Here is an 18,284-nt window from a genome sequence, read left to right as displayed (position 1 = left end):
ACTAGATATCCGCGTAGACATGGCGCTCGGCCTTGGCCCCGGGGTGCGTTACCGCGCCCTGATAGGCCGGGCCGACGTTCTGCGAATAGCGGTAGAGCGCGCCCGACTGATAATCGTTCACCCGCGGCTGCCAGCGCGCGCGACGCTCGGTCAGCACCGCCGCGGCGACGTCGAGGTCGATCGTGCCCGCCTCGGCATCGATGCGGATGGTGTCGCCGTCCTCGACCAACGCGATCGGGCCGCCCTCGGCCGCCTCGGGACCGACATGGCCGATGCAGAAACCGCGCGTGCCGCCCGAGAAGCGGCCGTCGGTGATCAGCGCCACCTTCTCGCCCATGCCGAGGCCGTAGAGCGCGGCGGTGGTCGACAGCATCTCGCGCATGCCCGGGCCGCCCTTGGGTCCTTCATAGCGGATGATGATGACTTCGCCCTCGTTGATCTGGCGATGCTCGACCGCCTGGAAGGCATCCTCCTCGCAGTCGAACACCCGCGCCGGGCCGGTGAACTGGAGCCGGTGCATGCCGGCGACCTTCACGATTGCACCCTCGGGCGCGAGGCTGCCGCGAAGACCGACGACGCCGCCGGTGGGCGTGATCGGCGTCTTGACGTCGTAGATCACCTTCTGGTCGGGGTTCCAGGTAACCTGATCGATATTCTCGCCCAGCGTCTTGCCGGTCACCGTCCTGCAGCTGCCGTCGAGCAGGCCGTTGGCGAGCATCGTCTTCATCAGCATGTAGACGCCGCCGGCTTCGTGCATGTCCTTGGCGACATATTTCCCACCCGGCTTCAGATCCGCGATATAAGGCGTTGATTTGAAAGCATCGGCAACGTCGTGCAGGTCGAATTCGATGCCTGCTTCGTTCGCCATCGCCGGCAGGTGGAGCGCCGCGTTGGTCGAGCCGCCGGTCGCCGCCACCACGCGGGCGGCATTGATGAAGGCGGCGCGCGTGGCGATGTCGCGCGGGCGCAGGTTCATCTCGAGCAGGTTCATGACCTGCGCCCCGGCAGCGATCGCGATCTCTTCACGGCTCTTGTACGGAGCAGGGACCATGTTGCTGTTCGGCAACGACAATCCCATCGCCTCGCCGACACAGGCCATGGTATTGGCGGTGAACTGGCCGCCACAGGCACCGTGCCCCGGGCAGGCAACCTTCTCGAGCGCGGTCAGGTCCTTGAGCGGGCAGTTGCCGGCGGCGAACTTGCCCACCGCCTCGAACACGTCCACTACGGTGACGTCGCGGTCCTCGAACCGGCCCGGCAAGATCGAGCCGCCATAGACGAAGATCGACGGGATGTTGAGGCGCAGCATCGCCATCATCATCCCCGGCAGCGACTTGTCGCAGCCGGCGAAGGCGACCAGCGCGTCATAGCAATGCCCGCGAACGCTGAGCTCGACCGAATCGGCGATCACCTCGCGACTGACCAGCGAGGACTTCATCCCCTGATGGCCCATCGCGATGCCGTCGGTCACCGTGATGGTGTTGAACCGGCGCGGCATCCCGCCATTGGCGATCACGCCCTGGCGCGCGGCGTCGGCTTGGAAGTCGAGGGTGGTGTTGCACGGCGCGCTGTCGTTGCCGGCACTGGCGACGGCGACGAACGGCTTGGCGATATCCTCCTCGGAAATCTCCATGGCGTAGTAATAGCTGCGGTGCGGCGCGCGCTCCGGCCCCACGGAGACATGGCGGCTCGGGAGCTTGGACTTATCGAATCGGTTGGTCATGGCGCGCAAGCCTATGTCGCGAGAACACCCTTTTGCGCAAGAGTGTTGCGCAGAAAAAGCGTAAGCTGCTGTAGCGTTCGGGCCCAGGACTGAACGCCCGTCTCGTGGCAGATGAGATCGTTGCGGATCTCGATCGCGATGGAGGGGATGCCCTGCGCCTCCGCATGCCGGTTGAGCGTCGCATTGAGCAGGCGGCCGGAATAAGGTTCGTTGTCGCCCGTCTCGATCCCCTGTGCGCGGAACCAGTCGATGGCGGCGCGCGCGGCGCGGGCGTCGCGATTGTAGAGAATGCCCACCTGCCAGGGGCGTGGCGCCCCTCCCTGTTCCAGCCGAGGCGTGAAGCTGTGGATCGAGAGAATCAGCGAAGGTCGCCGGTGCCGCACCTGATCCCGCAGCACACGATGATAGGGGGCATGGAAGCGGGCGATCCGCGTCGACCGATCAGCGCGTACATTGCCAGGGATGGCGTGGCCGTCGCTGGTGACGGGAATGAGCCCGGGATGGTCCGGCTCGCGGTGCAGATCGATGACCAGGCGCGATAGCGTTGCCAGGATCGCGGGGGCGTCCAGCGCTGCCGCCAGCGCCCGGGTCACTGCGGCCGCACCGATGTCGACGCCGATGTGAAGATCCAGCAGGCGCGGATCGATGCCGAGATCGATGTCGGCGGGAACGGCGTTGGACGCGTGATCGCACAGCAGCAGCACGTCCTGCGCGGTGCCGGGAAGGACTTCCGCCGCGCGCATCAAAATACCGGTCGCCGGCGCGCTTGGAACGCGGCGAGGCCTTCGGCGAGTTCGGCTCCCCCGAACGCCGACTCGAACGCGGCATCCAGGCCGGCATCGGTCGGATCGTGCAGTGCCCGCTTGAGGTGTCGGACGGCGTCCGGCGCGTTCTCGGCAATTTGCGCGGCAAGCGCGACGGCGGCGGGGACCGCCAACGGCACACGGCGCTCGACCAGCCCTAGGCGCGCCGCCGCGTCGGCATCGATCACCGCGCCGGTGAACAGCAATTCCCCGGCGCGGCCGCGCCCCACCTGCTCGGCCAGTCGGGCGACATCCTCACGCGGATAGCCCAGCCCGAGCCGTGCAGGGGGGACCGCGAATTGCGCAGCGTCGCCGGCGACGCGCAGGTCGGCTGCCAGGACCAGCGCGACCGCGGCGCCGAAACAGCCGCCGTCGATCGCGGCGAGCACCGGCATCGGCAGCGCCGCCACCGCGTCGATCGCCGCGCGCATGGCAAGGCGGAAGCGCGTACGGGCGGCAGGATCGGCCTGAAGCTGCGGAAATTCGCCGATATCGGCCCCGGCCGAAAAGATCGCCGGCATGTCCGATCGCAGGATCACGACCCGCGCCCCCGCCACCGCAGCGACCTGTTCCGCAAGCGCTTCCCACCCGGCGATCGGCACCGCGTTGCGCGCCGAGGCACGCGCGAGCGCGATCGTGGCGATCGGCCCATCCCAATGCACGTCGATCATGGTGGAGGCTGTGCCCGATCCTGGCGGCCAAGTCACGCGATGGCGCGCGGGGGGACTTCGGACAAGGAAGCGCCCCCGCGGGCCAAGGACGGACGTTCGCGCAGCGCCAGATCCGTCGACACCAAAATGTCCCAAAACGGTAAAGATTCGATTACCCGCTCATCGCAAATGTGTCGCAGCGAGCCACCAGCCCCGCCCCTCCAGCGCCGCAGCCGCCAAATCGCGGGCGGCATGTGTGTCGAACAGCGCGAAGCAGGTTGCGCCGGACCCCGACATGCGCGCGAGCAGGACGCCCGGCTGCGCCGCCAGCGCCGCCAGCACCGCATCGATCGCTGGCGCGACCGCGCGCGCCGGCGGTTCGAGATCGTTTCGCCCGGTTCGGGCGACCGTCAGCAGATCGCCGGTGCCGATGGGTCCACGATCGACGCCGTCCCAGCGCTGGAACACCGCCGCGGTGGAGACGGCGACGCCGGGGTTCACCAGCAGTGTCGGCGTGCCTGCCAGCCCCTCCAGCGGCATCAGCTGCTCGCCGCGCCCCCGCCCCAAGGCCGTCCGCCCGAGCAGGCAGGCGGGCACGTCCGAGCCCAGGGCGTCGGCGATCGCGAACAGGCGCGGGTCGTCCTGCGCAACGCCGTGAAGCGCCGCGAGCGCACGCAGCGTTGCCGCCGCATCCGCCGAGCCGCCGCCAATCCCCGAGGCAATCGGCAGGTGCTTTTCCAGTTCGATCGCATGCGCGCCGCCGCCGAATGCCGCGCGGAACCGGGCGGCGGCACGGGTGACCAGATTGTCTCCCTCGCCCGCCAGCACTGCCGCAAAGGGACCGGTAAGCGTGAAGCTGTCGCTATCCGCCAACGTCACCCGCACCAAGTCCCCATGCGCGACGAGGGCAAACAACGTTTCCAGCTCGTGATAGCCGTCCGGCCGGCGATGGCGGACGTGCAGCGCGAGGTTCAGCTTGGCGCAGGCGAGTTCGGTAACGGTGCGAGGATCAGACATCGCCATCGCCCTAGCGCGATCACGAGGCGGCCGTCAGCCCCTCTCGCAGCTTGCGGGCGAGGCGTTCGGCATCGCTCGGCGCGGCATGGATCGCCGCCGCCCGCCAGGCATAGCGCGCCTCGAACTCGCGGCCGAGCCGCCAATAGGCATCGCCCAGATGCTCGTGCGCCGTGGTGCCCGCCGGGTCGTTGCGCGCCGCCGCCTCCAGCAGCAGCGCGCCGCGTGCGACCTCGCCCTTGCGGACATAGGCCCAACCGAGCGCATCGGCGACTTCGGCATCCTCGGGCGCGATCCTCCGGGCGCGCTCCAGAAGGCGGATCGCCTCGGCCGCATCGCCGCCATGGGTGACGAGGGCGGTGCCGAGCGTCCGCAGCGTATCGGCGCGGTTGGGAGCCAGCGCCGCGGCCTTGCGCAATTCGGGCAAGGCTTCGGCCCAACGGCCGGCGCGCTCCAGCGCGAGCCCATGGTCAAGATGAAGGTCGGCGCTCGCTTCCCCGCCCCTGCGCACCGCATCGGCATAGACACGCGCCGCTGCATCATAGCGCCCGGTGTCGGTCAGCAACCGGGCATAGCGCTCCACCTCCAGCGGAGCCGCACCGCGATCCTCGGCGAGCGCCCGCGCATCGGCGAGGGCCGCATCGGCGCGGCCCGCATCGCGCAGCACCGCGATGCGAACGCCTGCGGCGCGGCGGGCGAACGGGCTGTCCCTGGGTATTCCCGCCAGTGTCTGCAGCGCGAGGTCCGGCGCACCGGTGGCGTCGATCGCCTGCGCTAGCAGGATGCGCGCGCGCGTTTCGCCGGGATCGAGGATCAGCGCGCAGCGGCTCAGCGCAATCGTCAGTGTCGCCATCCGGTCACCGCCCAGATCGGTGGCCATCGCGCGGAACAGGCGGGCAAGGCCGTAGCTGATCGTCACCGGCTGCGGCGCGCCCAGCGTCCGCGCGACTGCCTCCAGCTCGGCGCCCCCGCCTTCCAGCAGCAATCGCGCGCCGTCGCGGCCCCGCGCCGTCGCCAGGTCGATGCGCAGGTCGGCATCGCCATCGCCGGCCAGTGCCGCCACCGCATCGAGCACCGCCGCATCGTCCTTGCCCTGCGCCATTAGCATCAGCGCACGCTGGGGCGCGGCATAGCGGCGAGCGAGCGCGCCCATGTCGAGGCTCTCGATCACTTTCACGCCGTCCAGCCCGCGCGCCTGGGCTAGCCAGGCGGTCAGGATCGGCATCAGGAAGTCCAACGGTGTGCCCTTCAGGCGCTTAACCGCATCGGCGGCGCCCGGCTGGTCGTCCGCCGTAAGCGCCACGGCCATGTCGAACAGCGCGGCGTCGGGCGGCGCCACCCCCGCCTTGGTCATCACCGCCGAGGCGCGGGCGGCCAGCGCCGTGTCGCCCACCATCAGCGCCTGGCGATAGGCCCGCAGCGCGATCACCGGATCGTCGGGCGTCACTGCCAGCGCGCGGCCATAGCCCTGCGCGGCAACCCCCGCCGCGCCCGCCGCATCGGCGGCACGGGCGCGGACGTAATCGGTCAGATCCGCCGTCTGCGCCGCTGCAGGGAGTGCCAGCAGCAGCGCGAAAGCAGTGCTACATGTTCGGATAATTGGGGCCACCGCCCCCTTCTGGCACCACCCAGTTAATGTTCTGGGTAGGATCCTTGATGTCGCAGGTCTTGCAGTGCACGCAATTCTGCGCGTTGATCTGGAACCGCAGATCATCGCCTTCCCCTACGACCTCATACACACCCGCCGGACAATAACGCTGCGCGGGCTCGGCGTACATCGGCAGATTGTAGCCGATCGGAATATCCTTGTCCTTCAGCGTCAGATGAACCGGCTGGTCCTCCTCGTGGTTGGTGTTCGAGACGAACACCGAGGAGAGCCGGTCGAAGGTGAGCACGCCGTCGGGCTTGGGATAGTCGATCCTGGGCGCCTGGTCGGCGCGGAGCAGCCCCTCATGGTCGGGCTTGTGCTGCATGGTGATCGGCCAGCGCAGCCCCAGATGCTCGCTCCACATCGCCGCACCGGCGAGCAACGTGCCCCAGGTGTCGCCGAACTTCTTGACCAAGGGCGCCACGTTGCGGACGCCGCGCAGCTCCTTGTAGACCCAGCTGGCTTCGTACGCTTGCGGATAGGCGGTCAGCTCGTCGCTGCCGCGGCCCGCCTGGATCGCCGCGAAGGCCGCCTCGGCCGCCATCATCCCGCTCTTCATCGCGGTATGCGTGCCCTTGATGCGCGGCACGTTGAGGAAGCCGGCGGAGTCGCCGATCAGCGCGAGGCCAGGGGCCACCAGCTTCGGCACCGACTGCCAGCCACCGTCCGAGATGGCGCGGGCGCCATAGGAGACGCGCTTGCCGCCCTCGAGCAGTTCGGCGATCTCGGGGTGCGTCTTCCAGCGCTGCATCTCCTGGAACGGCGAGAGCCAGGGGTTCTTGTAGCCCAGCCAAACGACGAAGCCGATCGCGACCTGGCCATCGGCCTGATGATAGATGAACCCGCCGCCATTGCTGCCGTCGGTCAGCGGCCAACCCTGGGTGTGGATCACCCGGCCCGGCACGTGCTTGGCGGGGTCGATGTCCCACAGCTCCTTGATGCCGATGCCATAGACCTGCGGCTCGCTCTCGGCATCGAGATCGAACTGGCGGATCATCTGCTTCGACAGGTGCCCGCGGCAACCTTCGGAGAGGAAGGTGTATTTCGCGTGGATCTCCAGGCCCGGCTGATAGTCCGGCTTGTGCGTGCCGTCCCTGGCGACGCCCATATCGCCGGTGGCAACGCCCTTCACGCTGCCGTCCTCGTTGTACAGCACCTCGGCGGCGGCGAAGCCGGGGAAGATCTCCACGCCGAGCTCGCCGGCCTTCTCCGCCATCCAGCGGCAGAGATTGCCGAGGCTGCCGGTATAGGTGCCCTTGTTGTGCAGATAGGGCGGCGTGAGGAATTCCGGATAGGCGGACTTGCCCTTCTCGCTGAGCACCCAGTGATGGTTCTCGGTCACCGGCGTGCGCGCCAGCGGGCAACCGTCGTCGCGCCAGCTCGGCAGCAACTCGTCGAGCGACTTCGGGTCGACCACCGCGCCCGACAGGATATGCGCGCCGACCTCGGAGCCCTTCTCCAGGACGCACACCGAAAGCTCGGCGCCAGCCTCGTTCGCCAGCTGCTTCAGCCGGATCGCCGCGGAAAGACCGGCAGGCCCCGCGCCGACGATCACGACGTCATAGGGCATCGACTCCCGTTCGCTCATCCTTGTTCCCCTAAGTCCTTCGTACTAACACGGCCCTCGCGGCCACCTGTCGTCGCGCCCGCGCAACGTTCCGTCTATCCGGCGATGAAGCCAGATTGACCTCGCCGTCAACTGGGATTCAAAGAATGGGTATGGGGGCAGAACCAGACAATAGCTGGCACAAGTCGCTCGCAAGCGCGCTCGAATGGTGGGATGCCGCCGGGGTCGAGGTGCTCGTGGAAGACGAAGTGCGCGACTGGTTCGCCAAGCCCGCGCCGCTCCGCGCCGAGCCGCAGCCCGAGCCTGCCGTAGCGGCGCCGACGCCCACGCTCCCGCAGACATTGCCCGAGTTCCTCGCCTGGCGCACCGGCGAAGCGGCACCGGAGGCTGGTTGGCACAGCCCGCTGATCGGGCCTGCGCTCGTCGAAAATCCGGCGTGGACGATTTTTGTCGACATGCCCGAGCCGGAAGACAGCGACACGCTATGGAGCGGCCCGGCCGGTGCCCTGCTTGATCGGATGCTGGCCGCCGTCGCGCTCTCACGCGACTCGGTGCAGCTCGTGCCGCTCTGCTTCGCGCGCCCGGCGACCGGCCAGGTGCCGGCCGATGCGGCGCCCAAGCTGGTCGAACTCGCAACGCATTTTCTTTCGCTGGTGCAACCTACCAAGCTGCTGCTGCTCGGTCATGCGGCGACCCGTGCGGTTCTCGGGCCGGAAGCCTGGCCGCCGGAGCTTCGTTCGCACGACGTTAACCGCTACGACGCCAATACCCAGGCGGTGGCCACCTACCATCCGCGCTCGCTGATCGAGCGCCCGGCCGCCAAGAGCGAAACCTGGAAACATCTGTTGCTGCTGAGCCGGGGACCGAGCCTTTGACCTTGCGCATCCTGCTTGCCGCCACGCTGCTGACGGCGCCGATCGCCACGCCCGCCCTGGCCGCGTGGTCCGACGACACCGGCCCCGCGGTGATCGACGAGGACGCCCCCGCGACCGCCAAGCGCAAGGGCGACGGCATTCCGGTGCAGCTCGATACCGATCAGCGCGCCGACTACCGTTTCGTGTTCGATGCCATTCGCAATGGCCGCTGGGCGGATGCGCAGATTAAGCTTGATTCGATGAAGCCGGGCCCGCTCCATGCGATCGCCCGCGCCCAGCTCTACACCGCCAAGGGCTCGCCGCGGGTCGAGGCCGAGCAGCTGGTCGCGCTGCTCACCGAGGCACCCGAGCTGCCCCAGGCCGAACAGCTCGCCCGCCTGGCCAAGACGCGCGGCGTGAGCGACCTGCCCGCGCTGCCGGTCGCCCAGCGGCTGATCTGGTTCGACGGCGCGCCGGTGCGCAAGCGCGCGCGCTCGATCCGCAGCGACAATGCCGCGACCGAAGTCGCGATCCTGATGTCGCCCTATGTCAAGGCCGATAACGGCCCCGCCGCCGAGGCGGTGGTCGCGCGCTTCGCCAATGACCTGACGCCCGAGGCGCTGACCGAGTGGCAGCAGAAGGTCGCCTGGATCTATTATGTCGCCGGCGACGACGCCAATGCCCGTCGCATGGCCGCCAAGGCCGAGCAGGGCCTGGGCGAATGGGCCGCACAGGCCGATTGGGCCGATGGCCTCGCCGCCTGGCGCCAGCAGGATTGCGCCGGCGCCACCGCCGCCTTCGAGCGCGTCGCCACCCGCGCCAGCGATACCGAGCTGCGCGCCGCCGGGCTGTTCTGGGGATCGCGTGCCGAAATGGCGTGCGGCCGCCCCGATCGCGTCGCCGCAAAGCTGCGCGCCGCCAGCCAATATGGCGAGACCTTCTATGGCCTGCTCGCCCGCTCCAGCCTCGGTCTCGAGGAGAAGCGGCTGGAGGGCGATCGCTTCGTCAGCAAGGACTGGACCGCGCTCGAGCGGCGCCCGAACATCCGGGTCGCGGCCGCCTTGAGCGAGATCGGCGAGACGACGCTGGCCGACCAGGTGCTCCGCCACCAGGCGAAGTTCTGCACGCCGGACGATCATGGCGCGCTCACCCGCCTCGCCGCGCAGCTGAGCCTGCCCCAGACCGAATTGTGGCTCGCGCATAACGGCCCGGCCGGGGCCAAGCCGATCGTCGAGGCGCGCTATCCGGTGCCCAACTGGTCGCCGGACGGCGGCTGGCGGGTCGATCGCGCGCTGGTGTTCGCCCACACGCTGCAGGAGTCGCGCTTCAACGCCGAGGTGCGCAGCGCGGCGGGCGCGATGGGGCTGATGCAGGTGAAGACCGGGGCGGCGATCGATGTCGGCCGGCGGCGCGGGGTGACCTATGCCGCCAGCGACCTCACCAAGCCCTCGGTCAACATGGAGATCGGCCAGTCCTATCTCGAACAGCTGCGCGACATGCCGCAGACCCAGGGGCTGCTCCCCAAGGTGATCGCGGCCTATAACGCCGGCCCGAGCCCGGTCGATGCCTGGAACCAGGCCTCGCGCGACGGCGGCGATCCGCTGCTCTACATCGAGAGCATCCCCTATTGGGAGACGCGCGGCTATGTCGTCACGGTGCTGCGCAACTATTGGATGTACGAACTGCACGACGGCAAGCCCTCGCCCAGCCGCGTCGCGCTCGCCACCGGCATGTGGCCGCGCTTCCCGGGCATGGCCGGGGCAAAGGCGGTCAAGCTCAAGACCCAGCGCGCGCCGGCGCTGACCTTCCCGGCGCCGCAGCCGGTGGAGCCCTCGCCGATCCAACAGCAGTTCCAGCTGCCCGCGACCGGCGCCGCCGTGACGATCAGCGCCGCCAAGCTGCCGAGCGAGGTCGCGCGTGGCAATTGACGCGAGCATCGCCTTCCGCCCCGTCCGCATCGCCGTCCTCACCGTCTCCGACACCCGCACGCTGGCCGAGGACCGCTCGGGCGACCGGCTGGTCGAGCGGCTGACCGAGGCGGGGCATCTGCTCAGCGACCGTGCGATCCTGCGCGACGATGTCGACGCGATCGCGGCGCAGTTCGAGGCGTGGATTGCGGCGCCCGGCGTCGAGGTCATCCTCGCCACCGGCGGCACCGGGGTGACCGGGCGCGACGTGACGCCCGAGGCGCTCGCCCGCGTGTGGGACAAGGAAATCCCCGGCTTCGGCGAGCTGTTCCGCTGGCTGAGCTATGCCAAGATCGGCACCTCGACGATCCAGTCGCGCGCCACCGCCGGAGTCGCGCGCGGCACCTATATCTTCGCGCTGCCGGGCTCGACCGGCGCGGTTGCCGATGCCTGGGACGGCATCCTCGCCAGCCAGCTCGACATCCGCCACAAGCCCTGCAACTTCGTCGAGCTGATGGGGCGGCTGCAGGAGAAGTAAGGGCGTTCCCATGCCCGTGCCCTATGCAGTGCTCCTGCGAAAGCAGGAGCCCAGGGCCACGAGCGACGTCCTAGCCTGCCCTGGGCCCCTGCTTTCGCAGGGGCACTGGTATGCCTAAGCCGCACTAGCCTAAACGCCCCTCACCCCTCCGTCACCCAAGCCGCCAGCTCATGCCCCTGCGGATCGCGAAAATGGAACCGCCGCCCGCCCGGGAAGCTGAATATCGGCACCGTCACGACACCCCCCGCCGCTTCCACCGCCGCCAGCGTCGCCTCCAGATCGTCGACCGCGATCACCGGCAGCAGCTGCGTCCGCCCCTGCGCATCGCCGTCGAGTCCAACGTCCGTATCCCCGCTCATCGTCGCGGCATAGCTCGGCCCGAAATCGGCGAAATGCCAATCGAACACCGCGCCGTAAAAGCCCTTGAGTTCGCCCACGTCTCCTGCAGGCAGTTCGAGATAGTTCAGCCGCGCCATCGTCCCTCGCCCTCAATGTTCTTGATTCGTTCTATCCCTTCACCTAGCATCGTGCAATGGCAAAGAGTCGCCCCGTCCGAGGTGCCACGTTCAACGACGCGAGCGCGCGCTTCAACCTCCCCGCCCGCGAGGCGGACGGCGACTGGCTCGACGCGCAGGCGGTGATCGACGGCGCCCCGCCGCCGCTGCGCACCACCGTCACTGTGGAAACCCCGCGCACGATCATCAGCCGCAACCAGTCACCCGACATCAGCTTCGAGCAATCGGTGAACCCCTATCGCGGCTGCGAGCATGGCTGCATCTACTGCTTCGCGCGGCCAAGTCATGCCTATCTCGATCTGTCGCCCGGCCTCGACTTCGAAAGCAAGCTGTTCGTCAAGCCGACCGCACCGGCGCTGCTCCGCGCCGAGCTTGGCAGACGCGGCTATGTCTGCAAGCCGATCGCCTTCGGCACCAACACAGATCCCTATCAGCCGATCGAATCGATCTGGCGGATCACCCGTAGCTGCCTGGAACTGCTCGCCGAATGCCGTCATCCGGTGACGATCACCACCAAGTCCAACCGCGTGGTGAAAGACCTCGATCTGCTCGCCCCCATGGCGGCGCAGGGGCTGGCGGCGGTGATGATGTCGGTCACCTCGCTCGACCCGAAGATCGCGATGACGGTGGAGCCGCGCGCGCCGCATCCCGAGCGCCGGCTGGCGGCGATCCGCACTCTCACCGATGCGGGCGTGCCGGTGTTCGTCTCGATGTCCCCGGTGATCCCGCACGTCACCGATCACGAGATGGAGCAGCTTCTCGAGCGCGCGGCGGAAGCGGGCGCGCGCGGCGCCTTCTTCCTGCCCGTCCGCCTCCCCTGGGAGGTCGCGCCGCTGTTCCGCGCCTGGCTCGACACGCATTTCCCCGATCGCGCCGCCAAGGTGATGGCGACGATCCAGTCGATCCGCGGCGGCAAGGACAATGATCCGGGCTTCTTCACCCGGATGCGCGGCCAGGGGCCCTGGGCCGATCTGCTCCGGACCCGCTTCACCCGCGCGGTCAAGCGCTACGGGCTGGACGGCGAGCGGATGCGGCTGCGCACCGACCTGTTCCGCCCGCCCGCCGGTCTGCAGGGCGAGCTGTTCTAGCGCAGCAGCGCCAACGGCACGGCGGCCGCCATCGCCGCATAGCCCGCTACCGAGGGATGCAGCCCGTCGCCGCTGTCATAGTCTTTGCGCAGCCGCTTGGGGTCGGCCGGATCGCGCATCGCGGCGTCGAAGTCGATTACCGCGTCGAAATTGCCGGGCGTCCGGATCCAGCGGTTGACCGCCTGTCGATCGGCCTCGTTCTGCGCATCGGGATGGTAATAGCCCGACCCCGCATAGGGCATGATCGTGGCGCCGATCGTCTTGATGCCGCGGGCATGTGCCCGGGCGACGATCTGGCGATAGGCGTCGATCATCCGCGCGACCAATGCCGTGTGCGCCTCCGGACGCACTGGCGCCTCGCGGGTGAGCGTGCCGAGATCGTTCACCCCCTCCAGCACGATGAGGTGGGTGACGCCCGGCTGGCCGATGACGTCATGGTCGAGCCTTGCGAGCGCATTCGGACCGAGCCCGTCGTTGAGCAGTCGGTTGCCGCCGATGCCCGCATTGAGGACCGCAACATCGCCCATTCCCGGCGCGGCGCGCAGCCGGCGCTGGAGCGCGTCGGTCCAGCGGGCGTTGGTGTTGGGCTGCACGCCGTATCCGTCGGTGATGGAGTCGCCGAATGCCATGATCGCGCGCGCCTTTCCTGCAACCGCCTCGATCCCCGCGATCTGGAACCAATGGTCCACCCGTTTCGCGCCCGGCAGGTCCGCATCGCCGCCATGGTCGCCTTGCAAAAGATAGGAGGTCGCGCGCGATCCCGGATGCCCGGTCTGCTGCGCCGGGGGGTGCGGGACGTGGATCGAGATGGCGAGATCGGTACCCGCCGCGGCGCGCGCTTCCACCGGGTCGCTCCAGTAATCCGCACCGGCCGGAATCGTTACCGTTGTGGCGCCACCGAAACGTAGCTGTCGCAAGGTCGCGATGTCGATCCGGGGACTGGCAGCGTCTAGCGCACGCGCAATGGTGGCGTTTTCGAGAACGAGCGGCGCGGTGCCGAAGCGATTGGAAAAGCGCACCCGAAGCCGCGTTGCCGGCCCCTGGAGCCGCACCAACTGGCGCAGAGTCGCATTGGTGAGATCGGCCGCAGGTAGCGCGTTTGCCCCGTCAAGCGCCAGCTGCGATGTCCACCAAGCGGTCGTCCAGCGATCCGCAGGCGCCGCCTGGGCAGTCGCCGCCGCGAGCAGTGCCGCTACCACCCAGCGAAGCTTGCGTCGTACCATTCCCATCCTCCCGTTTCTGGCCGCCACCCTACGCCACCCGCACCCAAGGACAAGCACGCGCGCCAGGGTGTCCTATTGCGGCAAGGCAGCGGGCGACCTAAGCAGGTCGCACCTCCAACAAGGAACCTCGATGCGCGCGCTCCTCTTCGCCTCCTCTGCCCTGTTGCTGCCGATCGCCGCCTTCGCGCAGACGCCCGCGCAACCCACCGGCAAGCTGCCCGATGCCGCCACGCCGATCGCCTATCGCCTCGATTTCACCATCGTGCCCGAGAAGGAGCGGTTCAACGGCCATACCGAGATCGACATCGACCTCAAGGCGCCGGCGCGAACGATCTGGATGCACGGTCGCGACCTCCACGTCGCCAAGGCGATCGCGCGCAGCGGCGGCAAGTCGGTCACCGCCACCTTCACCCAGAAGAGCGCCACCGGCCTTGCCGAGCTCGACTTCGGCAAGACGCTGCCCGCCGGCCGCGTGACGCTGGTGTTCGACTATGACGCCGCCTTCGGCACCGGCACGCAGGGCATTTACCGCGTCAAGGTCGAGGACGCTTGGTACAGCTGGACCCAGTTCGAATCGATCGAGGCGCGCGCCGCCTTCCCGTCCTTCGACCAGCCGGGCTACAAGACGCCGTTCACCGTTTCGATCACCACCAAGCCGGGCTTCACCGCAGTCAGCAACGCTCCCGAAGCGAGCAGGCGCAAGGCGGGTGCGTTGGTGCGCCACCAGTTCGCCCCGACCAAGCCGCTGCCGACCTATCTGGTCGCGCTGGTCACCGGCCCCTTCGCCACCGCCGCGACGATGATCCCGCCGACGCCGCAGCGGAGCAACCCGATGCCGCTGGGCGTGGTCGGCACCAAGCCGAACGCCGGACAGCTTGACTTCGCCCTCAAGGAATCCGGCAAGATCGTATCGCTGCTAGAGAATTATTTCGGCCAGCCCTTCCCCTTCCCCAAGCTCGACCAGATCGGCTCGCCGATCATGCCGGGGGCGATGGAGAATGCGGGTGCCGACATCTACGGCGACGGCATCCTGTTCCTCGACGAGACGGACTCGAGCGAGCGCAAACAGGCATTCGGCATGGTCGTCGCCCACGAGCTGGCGCACCAATGGTTCGGCGATCTCGTAACGCCGGCATGGTGGGACGATATCTGGCTGAACGAGAGCTTCGCCAACTGGATGGGCTATCGCATCGGCAACGAATGGCGCCCGGGCCTCCAGATCGAGCTCAACGCGATCGAGGAAGGCTTCCAGGCGATGGACCTGGACGCGCTCGCTGCCGGCCGGCCGATCCACCAGCCAATTCCCAATGATGGGGACATCGACGCCGCGTTCGACCAGATCACCTATGGCAAGGGCGGCCAGGTCGTCGCGATGATCGCCGCCTATATGGGCGACCTGCCGTTCCGCGACGGCGTGCGGCTGCACATGAAGCGCCATGCCTATGGCAATGCGAGCACCGATCAGTTCTTCGCCTCGCTGGCGGATGCCGCGCATGACCCGCGCGTGCTGGCGTCGCTGAAGAGCTTCGTCGACCAGCAGGGCGTGCCGCTGGTGACGCTGCACCGCGAGGGCAGCACGCTGACTGCCACCCAGTCGCGCTACGGCTTTTTCGGTGCCAACCTGCCTGCCGAACAGTGGATCGTCCCGCTCTGCCTCCGCCAGGGCGAGACCAAGGACTGCACGCTGCTCGACAAGCCCAGCATGACCGTCTCCGCCAGGGGCAGCGGCGCGCTGGTGCCGAACGCGGGCGGCTGGGGTTATTATCGCTTCGAGCTTGATCCCGCGGATTGGGACGCGCTGATCGCCGATACCCCTACGCTGCCTGCGGCCGAACTGCTCGCGGTGAACGACAGTGTGTGGGCGAGCTTCTACGCCGGTCGCAGCCCGGTGAAGCGGCCCATTGCGCTCGCCCGCGCCACCGCTACCAATGCCTCGACCAAGATTGTTTTCGACAACGCCCATCGTCTGCGCGACCTGGAGAAGCGGGGCCTGATCGCCGCCGAGGCGCTGCCTGCCTATCGCAAGCTGTTCGTCGACCTGTACGGCCCGATGCTGACCAAGATCGGCTTCGATCCGGCCGCCGGCGTCTATGCCAAGGAAGAGGCCGATCAGCGCGAGCTGCGCGCGGACCTGATCGGGCTGGTGGCCGTCACCGGGCATGACAAAGCGATCCGTGCCAAGCTGACGACCGCCTTCGATGCCTTCGTGGCGGGTGACGACAAGGCGCTCGATCCGGCGTGGCGGGGCGTAGCGGCGGGCATCGTGCTCAACGAGCGCGGCGTGCCCTTCGCCCAGCAGCTGCTGACCCAGAGCGTGGGCAAGCCGGCGCTGTTCCAGGCGCTCGGCCAAGGCGTGACCGCATCGAACAATCCGGACATCGCGCGCTGGTTCCTGAACGATTTCAAGGATCCGCGTGTCGATGCCCGCCAGCGGCTGTTCACCGTCGCCGGCTTCCTTCGGTCGCCCTATACCCGCGATATCGCCAGCGACTTCATGATCACGCATTTTGACGAGTTCGTGAAGAATGGCGGCGGCGGCGGCGTCTTCTCGGGGCGAGCGGCGCAGATGTTCGGCGCGCTGTGCTCGAATGCGCAGGCCGACGCGGTGGACGCCAAGTTGCGCCCGACGGCCAAGGGCAGCACGCTGAACCTGGATCGTGCGATCGAAACGATCCGCACCTGTGCTCGCTTCCGTGATGCCAAGGCAGGCGAAGTGAGCGCGGCGATCATCGCGGGCAAGTGAGGACGATGCGCCCTCCCAACCCGGGAAGGCGCATCGGACGCGCGGACGCTATCTCCCTGGCTACCGCCGTCCCCGCGAAGGGGATCGATCCATTGGCATGGATGTTCCGGTTCTTTCCGCAGCGTCCTGGCAGATGAATTGCCGCCTTCGCGGGGATGACGAAGATGGCGTGACGGTCGCCCCCTCACGCCGCCTTGAGCGAATAATCCTTGTACTGCTTGCGGATTTCCATCTTGAGCAGCTTGCCCGTCGCGGTGTGCGGCAGGCTATCGACGAAGTGGATCTCGTCGGGCAGCCACCATTTGGCGACGTGCTGCCCGAGATGCGCGAGAATCTCCGCCTCATCCACGCTGCTGCCCGGCTTGCGCACGACGAGCAGGATCGGCCGCTCCTCCCAGCGCGGATGATGCACGCCGATCGCCGCCGCCTCGGCGACGCCCGCACAGCCGATCGCGCAATTCTCCAGCTCGACCGAGCTGATCCATTCGCCGCCGGACTTGATCACGTCCTTCGCGCGATCGGTGATCTGCATCACCCCGTCCGGATGGAGCACCGCGACGTCGCCGGTGTCGAACCAGTTGTCGGCGTCGATCGCGGGCTTCTCCTCGCGATAATATTGCGACACCACCCAGGGTCCGCGCACCTGCAGCCGGCCGGACGTCTTGCCGTCGCGCGGCAGGACGTTGCCTTCGTCGTCAACGGTGCGCAGCTCGACGCCGTACGGCACCTTGCCCTGCTTGCTCACCTGGTCGACCTGCGCCTCGAAGCCGAGCTCGTCCCAGTCGGGCGAGGGCGCGCCCATCGTGCCGATCGGGCTGGTCTCGGTCATGCCCCAGGCGTGGTTGACCCGCATGCCCATCCGCATCAGCCGCTCGATCATCGCGCGCGGCGCGGCCGATCCGCCGATGGTGACGATCTTGAGGTGCTTGGGCGCCTCGCCGGTCGCGTCGATATGCTGGAACAGCGCGAACCACACGGTAGGCACGCCGGCCGAATGGGTCACCTTCTCGCGGTTCATCAGCTCGCACAGGATCTTGGGGTCGTTGACCGCCGAGAACACCATCTTCGCGCCCACCGCCGGCGCCGCCCAGGGCAGCCCCCAGCCGACCGCGTGGAACATCGGCACGATCGGCATCGCCACCGACTGGGTGGAAAGGTCGAACTCGGCCGGCTGCAGCTCGGTGAGCGCGTGGATCACGGTGGAGCGATGGGTATAGACCACGCCCTTGGGATTGCCGGTGGTGCCGCTGGTGTAGCAGAGCATCATCGGCTCGCGCTCGTCGCCGGTCACCCAGGCATAGTCGCCGTCCTCGGCAGCGATCCACGCCTCGAAGCCATCGGGGCCGAGATCGTCGAAACAGATATAATGCTCGATCGTGGTCCATTGCGGCTTGAGCCGCTCGACCACGGGGGCGAACATCCGGTCGTAGAGCAGCACCCGATCCTCGGCATGGTTGCCGATAAAGGCGAGCTGATCGTCGAACAGCCGCGGGTTGATCGTGTGGATCAGCGCCCCCATGCCGGTCACGCCATACCAGGCGACGAGGTGACGGCTATGGTTCATCGCCAGCGTCGCGACGCGGTCGCCCTTGCGGATGCCGAGCCGCTCCAGCGCCTGCGCCATGCGCCGCGCGTCGTGCGCGATGCCTGCCCAAGTCGTGCGTGTCTCGCTGCCGTCCGCCCAGCGCGTGACGATCTCGCGGGTCCCGTGTTCTCGTGCCGCGTGATCGAGCAAAGTGGATACCCGAAGCTCGAAATCCTGCATGCCGCCCAGCATAGGCCTCTCCATTGCGTGGCTGTTTTGGGCGCAGGATACGCCTTCATGCGCGGGAGTCGAGAGGGGCGGGCGTTACATTGCGTTTCCGGTGTACGGCGGCATACCTGTTCGTCGATATGCCGGGCGCCCCCTCCACCACGCCGCTGGCGCGGCGCGGTCCCCCTCCCCCGCTTCGCGGTGGAGGAGACGCTATTCTGCGTGGGTGGCAGTGTTTCCTCCCTCGGAGCTCTGCTC

General features: G+C 68.3%; 14 protein-coding genes. 5 read left to right on the top strand and 9 right to left on the bottom strand.

Features of this window, described 5'->3' with window-relative positions:
* Position 1: 1 nt before the first annotated feature.
* The 6 genes from ilvD to S2M10_RS18380 all read right to left on the bottom strand — a co-directional run bounded on the left by ilvD (position 2) and on the right by S2M10_RS18380 (position 7,426).
* Positions 2 to 1,723: a dihydroxy-acid dehydratase gene (gene ilvD, locus S2M10_RS18405; protein WP_168847323.1), complete on the bottom strand. Its 1,722-nt coding sequence runs from the start codon at positions 1,721 to 1,723 to the stop codon at positions 2 to 4.
* 11 nt (positions 1,724 to 1,734) lie between these two features.
* The gene (locus tag S2M10_RS18400) at positions 1,735 to 2,466 is read right to left on the bottom strand and encodes an N-formylglutamate amidohydrolase (RefSeq protein ID WP_168847322.1); all 732 of its coding nucleotides are present in this window, start codon (positions 2,464 to 2,466) and stop codon (positions 1,735 to 1,737) included.
* The gene (locus tag S2M10_RS18395; RefSeq protein ID WP_168847321.1) at positions 2,466 to 3,197 is read right to left on the bottom strand and encodes an enoyl-CoA hydratase-related protein; all 732 of its coding nucleotides are present in this window, start codon (positions 3,195 to 3,197) and stop codon (positions 2,466 to 2,468) included. Before S2M10_RS18395 ends, S2M10_RS18400 begins: the two co-directional genes overlap by 1 nt.
* 159 nt (positions 3,198 to 3,356) lie before the next feature.
* Positions 3,357 to 4,193 (bottom strand): 4-(cytidine 5'-diphospho)-2-C-methyl-D-erythritol kinase, encoded by an 837-nt coding sequence (locus S2M10_RS18390; protein WP_168847320.1) that lies wholly within the window; start codon positions 4,191 to 4,193, stop codon positions 3,357 to 3,359.
* 19 nt (positions 4,194 to 4,212) lie between these two features.
* Positions 4,213 to 5,799: a tetratricopeptide repeat protein gene (locus S2M10_RS18385; protein ID WP_348770636.1), complete on the bottom strand. Its 1,587-nt coding sequence runs from the start codon at positions 5,797 to 5,799 to the stop codon at positions 4,213 to 4,215.
* Complete coding sequence (locus S2M10_RS18380) at positions 5,774 to 7,426, bottom strand: electron transfer flavoprotein-ubiquinone oxidoreductase (RefSeq protein ID WP_168847319.1); 1,653 nt, start codon at positions 7,424 to 7,426, stop codon at positions 5,774 to 5,776. The genes S2M10_RS18385 and S2M10_RS18380 overlap by 26 nt, the downstream gene beginning before the upstream one ends.
* Positions 7,427 to 7,557: 131 nt before the next feature.
* Between S2M10_RS18380 and S2M10_RS18375 the strand changes: the two genes are divergently transcribed.
* From S2M10_RS18375 to moaB, 3 genes are read left to right on the top strand one after another with little or no spacing between them, the layout of a single operon-like run.
* Positions 7,558 to 8,280 carry a uracil-DNA glycosylase family protein gene (locus tag S2M10_RS18375; protein WP_168847318.1) on the top strand — a complete coding sequence of 241 codons (723 nt, stop codon included), beginning with the start codon at positions 7,558 to 7,560 and terminating at the stop codon, positions 8,278 to 8,280.
* Positions 8,277 to 10,187 (top strand): lytic transglycosylase domain-containing protein, encoded by a 1,911-nt coding sequence (locus S2M10_RS18370; RefSeq protein WP_168847317.1) that lies wholly within the window; start codon positions 8,277 to 8,279, stop codon positions 10,185 to 10,187. The genes S2M10_RS18375 and S2M10_RS18370 overlap by 4 nt, the downstream gene beginning before the upstream one ends.
* Complete coding sequence (gene moaB / locus S2M10_RS18365) at positions 10,177 to 10,704, top strand: molybdenum cofactor biosynthesis protein B (RefSeq protein WP_168847316.1); 528 nt, start codon at positions 10,177 to 10,179, stop codon at positions 10,702 to 10,704. Before S2M10_RS18370 ends, moaB begins: the two co-directional genes overlap by 11 nt.
* 140 nt (positions 10,705 to 10,844) lie before the next feature.
* Here the strand turns inward: moaB and S2M10_RS18360 are convergent, their stop codons facing one another.
* Positions 10,845 to 11,180 carry a VOC family protein gene (locus S2M10_RS18360; RefSeq protein WP_168847315.1) on the bottom strand — a complete coding sequence of 112 codons (336 nt, stop codon included), beginning with the start codon at positions 11,178 to 11,180 and terminating at the stop codon, positions 10,845 to 10,847.
* Between the two features lie 56 nt (positions 11,181 to 11,236).
* Between S2M10_RS18360 and S2M10_RS18355 the strand changes: the two genes are divergently transcribed.
* Entirely contained in the window at positions 11,237 to 12,307 is a 1,071-nt protein-coding gene (locus tag S2M10_RS18355; RefSeq protein ID WP_168847314.1) for a PA0069 family radical SAM protein, read from the top strand.
* Here the strand turns inward: S2M10_RS18355 and S2M10_RS18350 are convergent.
* Positions 12,304 to 13,530 (bottom strand): SGNH/GDSL hydrolase family protein, encoded by a 1,227-nt coding sequence (locus S2M10_RS18350; RefSeq protein ID WP_168847313.1) that lies wholly within the window; start codon positions 13,528 to 13,530, stop codon positions 12,304 to 12,306. The two genes, S2M10_RS18355 and S2M10_RS18350, sit on opposite strands and share 4 nt — an antisense overlap.
* Before the next feature lie 130 nt (positions 13,531 to 13,660).
* Here S2M10_RS18350 and S2M10_RS18345 point away from each other — a divergent pair, with 130 nt between their 5' ends.
* Positions 13,661 to 16,273, top strand: a complete 2,613-nt coding sequence (locus S2M10_RS18345) for a M1 family metallopeptidase (protein WP_168847312.1) — start codon at positions 13,661 to 13,663, stop codon at positions 16,271 to 16,273.
* Between the two features lie 184 nt (positions 16,274 to 16,457).
* Here the strand turns inward: S2M10_RS18345 and S2M10_RS18340 are convergent, their stop codons facing one another.
* Entirely contained in the window at positions 16,458 to 18,050 is a 1,593-nt protein-coding gene (locus tag S2M10_RS18340; RefSeq protein ID WP_211091125.1) for a long-chain fatty acid--CoA ligase, read from the bottom strand.
* Positions 18,051 to 18,284 lie beyond the last annotated feature (234 nt).

It is taken from the genome of Sphingomonas sp. S2M10, from assembly GCF_012650175.1.
Taxonomy (GTDB): Bacteria; Pseudomonadota; Alphaproteobacteria; order Sphingomonadales; family Sphingomonadaceae; genus Sphingomonas.
Note: the sequence above shows the minus strand (reverse complement) of the source record. Positions and strands in the feature narration are given on the sequence as shown.

What these genes read in the sequence shown, in the direction of transcription:
- ilvD (WP_168847323.1), bottom strand. Translation starts at nt 1,723, where the DNA reads ATGACCAACCGATTCGATAAGTCCAAGCTCCCGAGCCGCCATGTCTCC.
- S2M10_RS18400 (WP_168847322.1), bottom strand. Translation starts at nt 2,466, where the DNA reads ATGCGCGCGGCGGAAGTCCTTCCCGGCACCGCGCAGGACGTGCTGCTG.
- S2M10_RS18395 (WP_168847321.1), bottom strand. Translation starts at nt 3,197, where the DNA reads ATGATCGACGTGCATTGGGATGGGCCGATCGCCACGATCGCGCTCGCG.
- S2M10_RS18390 (WP_168847320.1), bottom strand. Translation starts at nt 4,193, where the DNA reads ATGTCTGATCCTCGCACCGTTACCGAACTCGCCTGCGCCAAGCTGAAC.
- S2M10_RS18380 (WP_168847319.1), bottom strand. Translation starts at nt 7,426, where the DNA reads ATGAGCGAACGGGAGTCGATGCCCTATGACGTCGTGATCGTCGGCGCG.
- S2M10_RS18375 (WP_168847318.1), top strand. Translation starts at nt 7,558, where the DNA reads ATGGGGGCAGAACCAGACAATAGCTGGCACAAGTCGCTCGCAAGCGCG.
- S2M10_RS18360 (WP_168847315.1), bottom strand. Translation starts at nt 11,180, where the DNA reads ATGGCGCGGCTGAACTATCTCGAACTGCCTGCAGGAGACGTGGGCGAA.
- S2M10_RS18355 (WP_168847314.1), top strand. Translation starts at nt 11,237, where the DNA reads ATGGCAAAGAGTCGCCCCGTCCGAGGTGCCACGTTCAACGACGCGAGC.
- S2M10_RS18350 (WP_168847313.1), bottom strand. Translation starts at nt 13,530, where the DNA reads ATGGTACGACGCAAGCTTCGCTGGGTGGTAGCGGCACTGCTCGCGGCG.
- S2M10_RS18345 (WP_168847312.1), top strand. Translation starts at nt 13,661, where the DNA reads ATGCGCGCGCTCCTCTTCGCCTCCTCTGCCCTGTTGCTGCCGATCGCC.
- S2M10_RS18340 (WP_211091125.1), bottom strand. Translation starts at nt 18,050, where the DNA reads ATGCTGGGCGGCATGCAGGATTTCGAGCTTCGGGTATCCACTTTGCTC.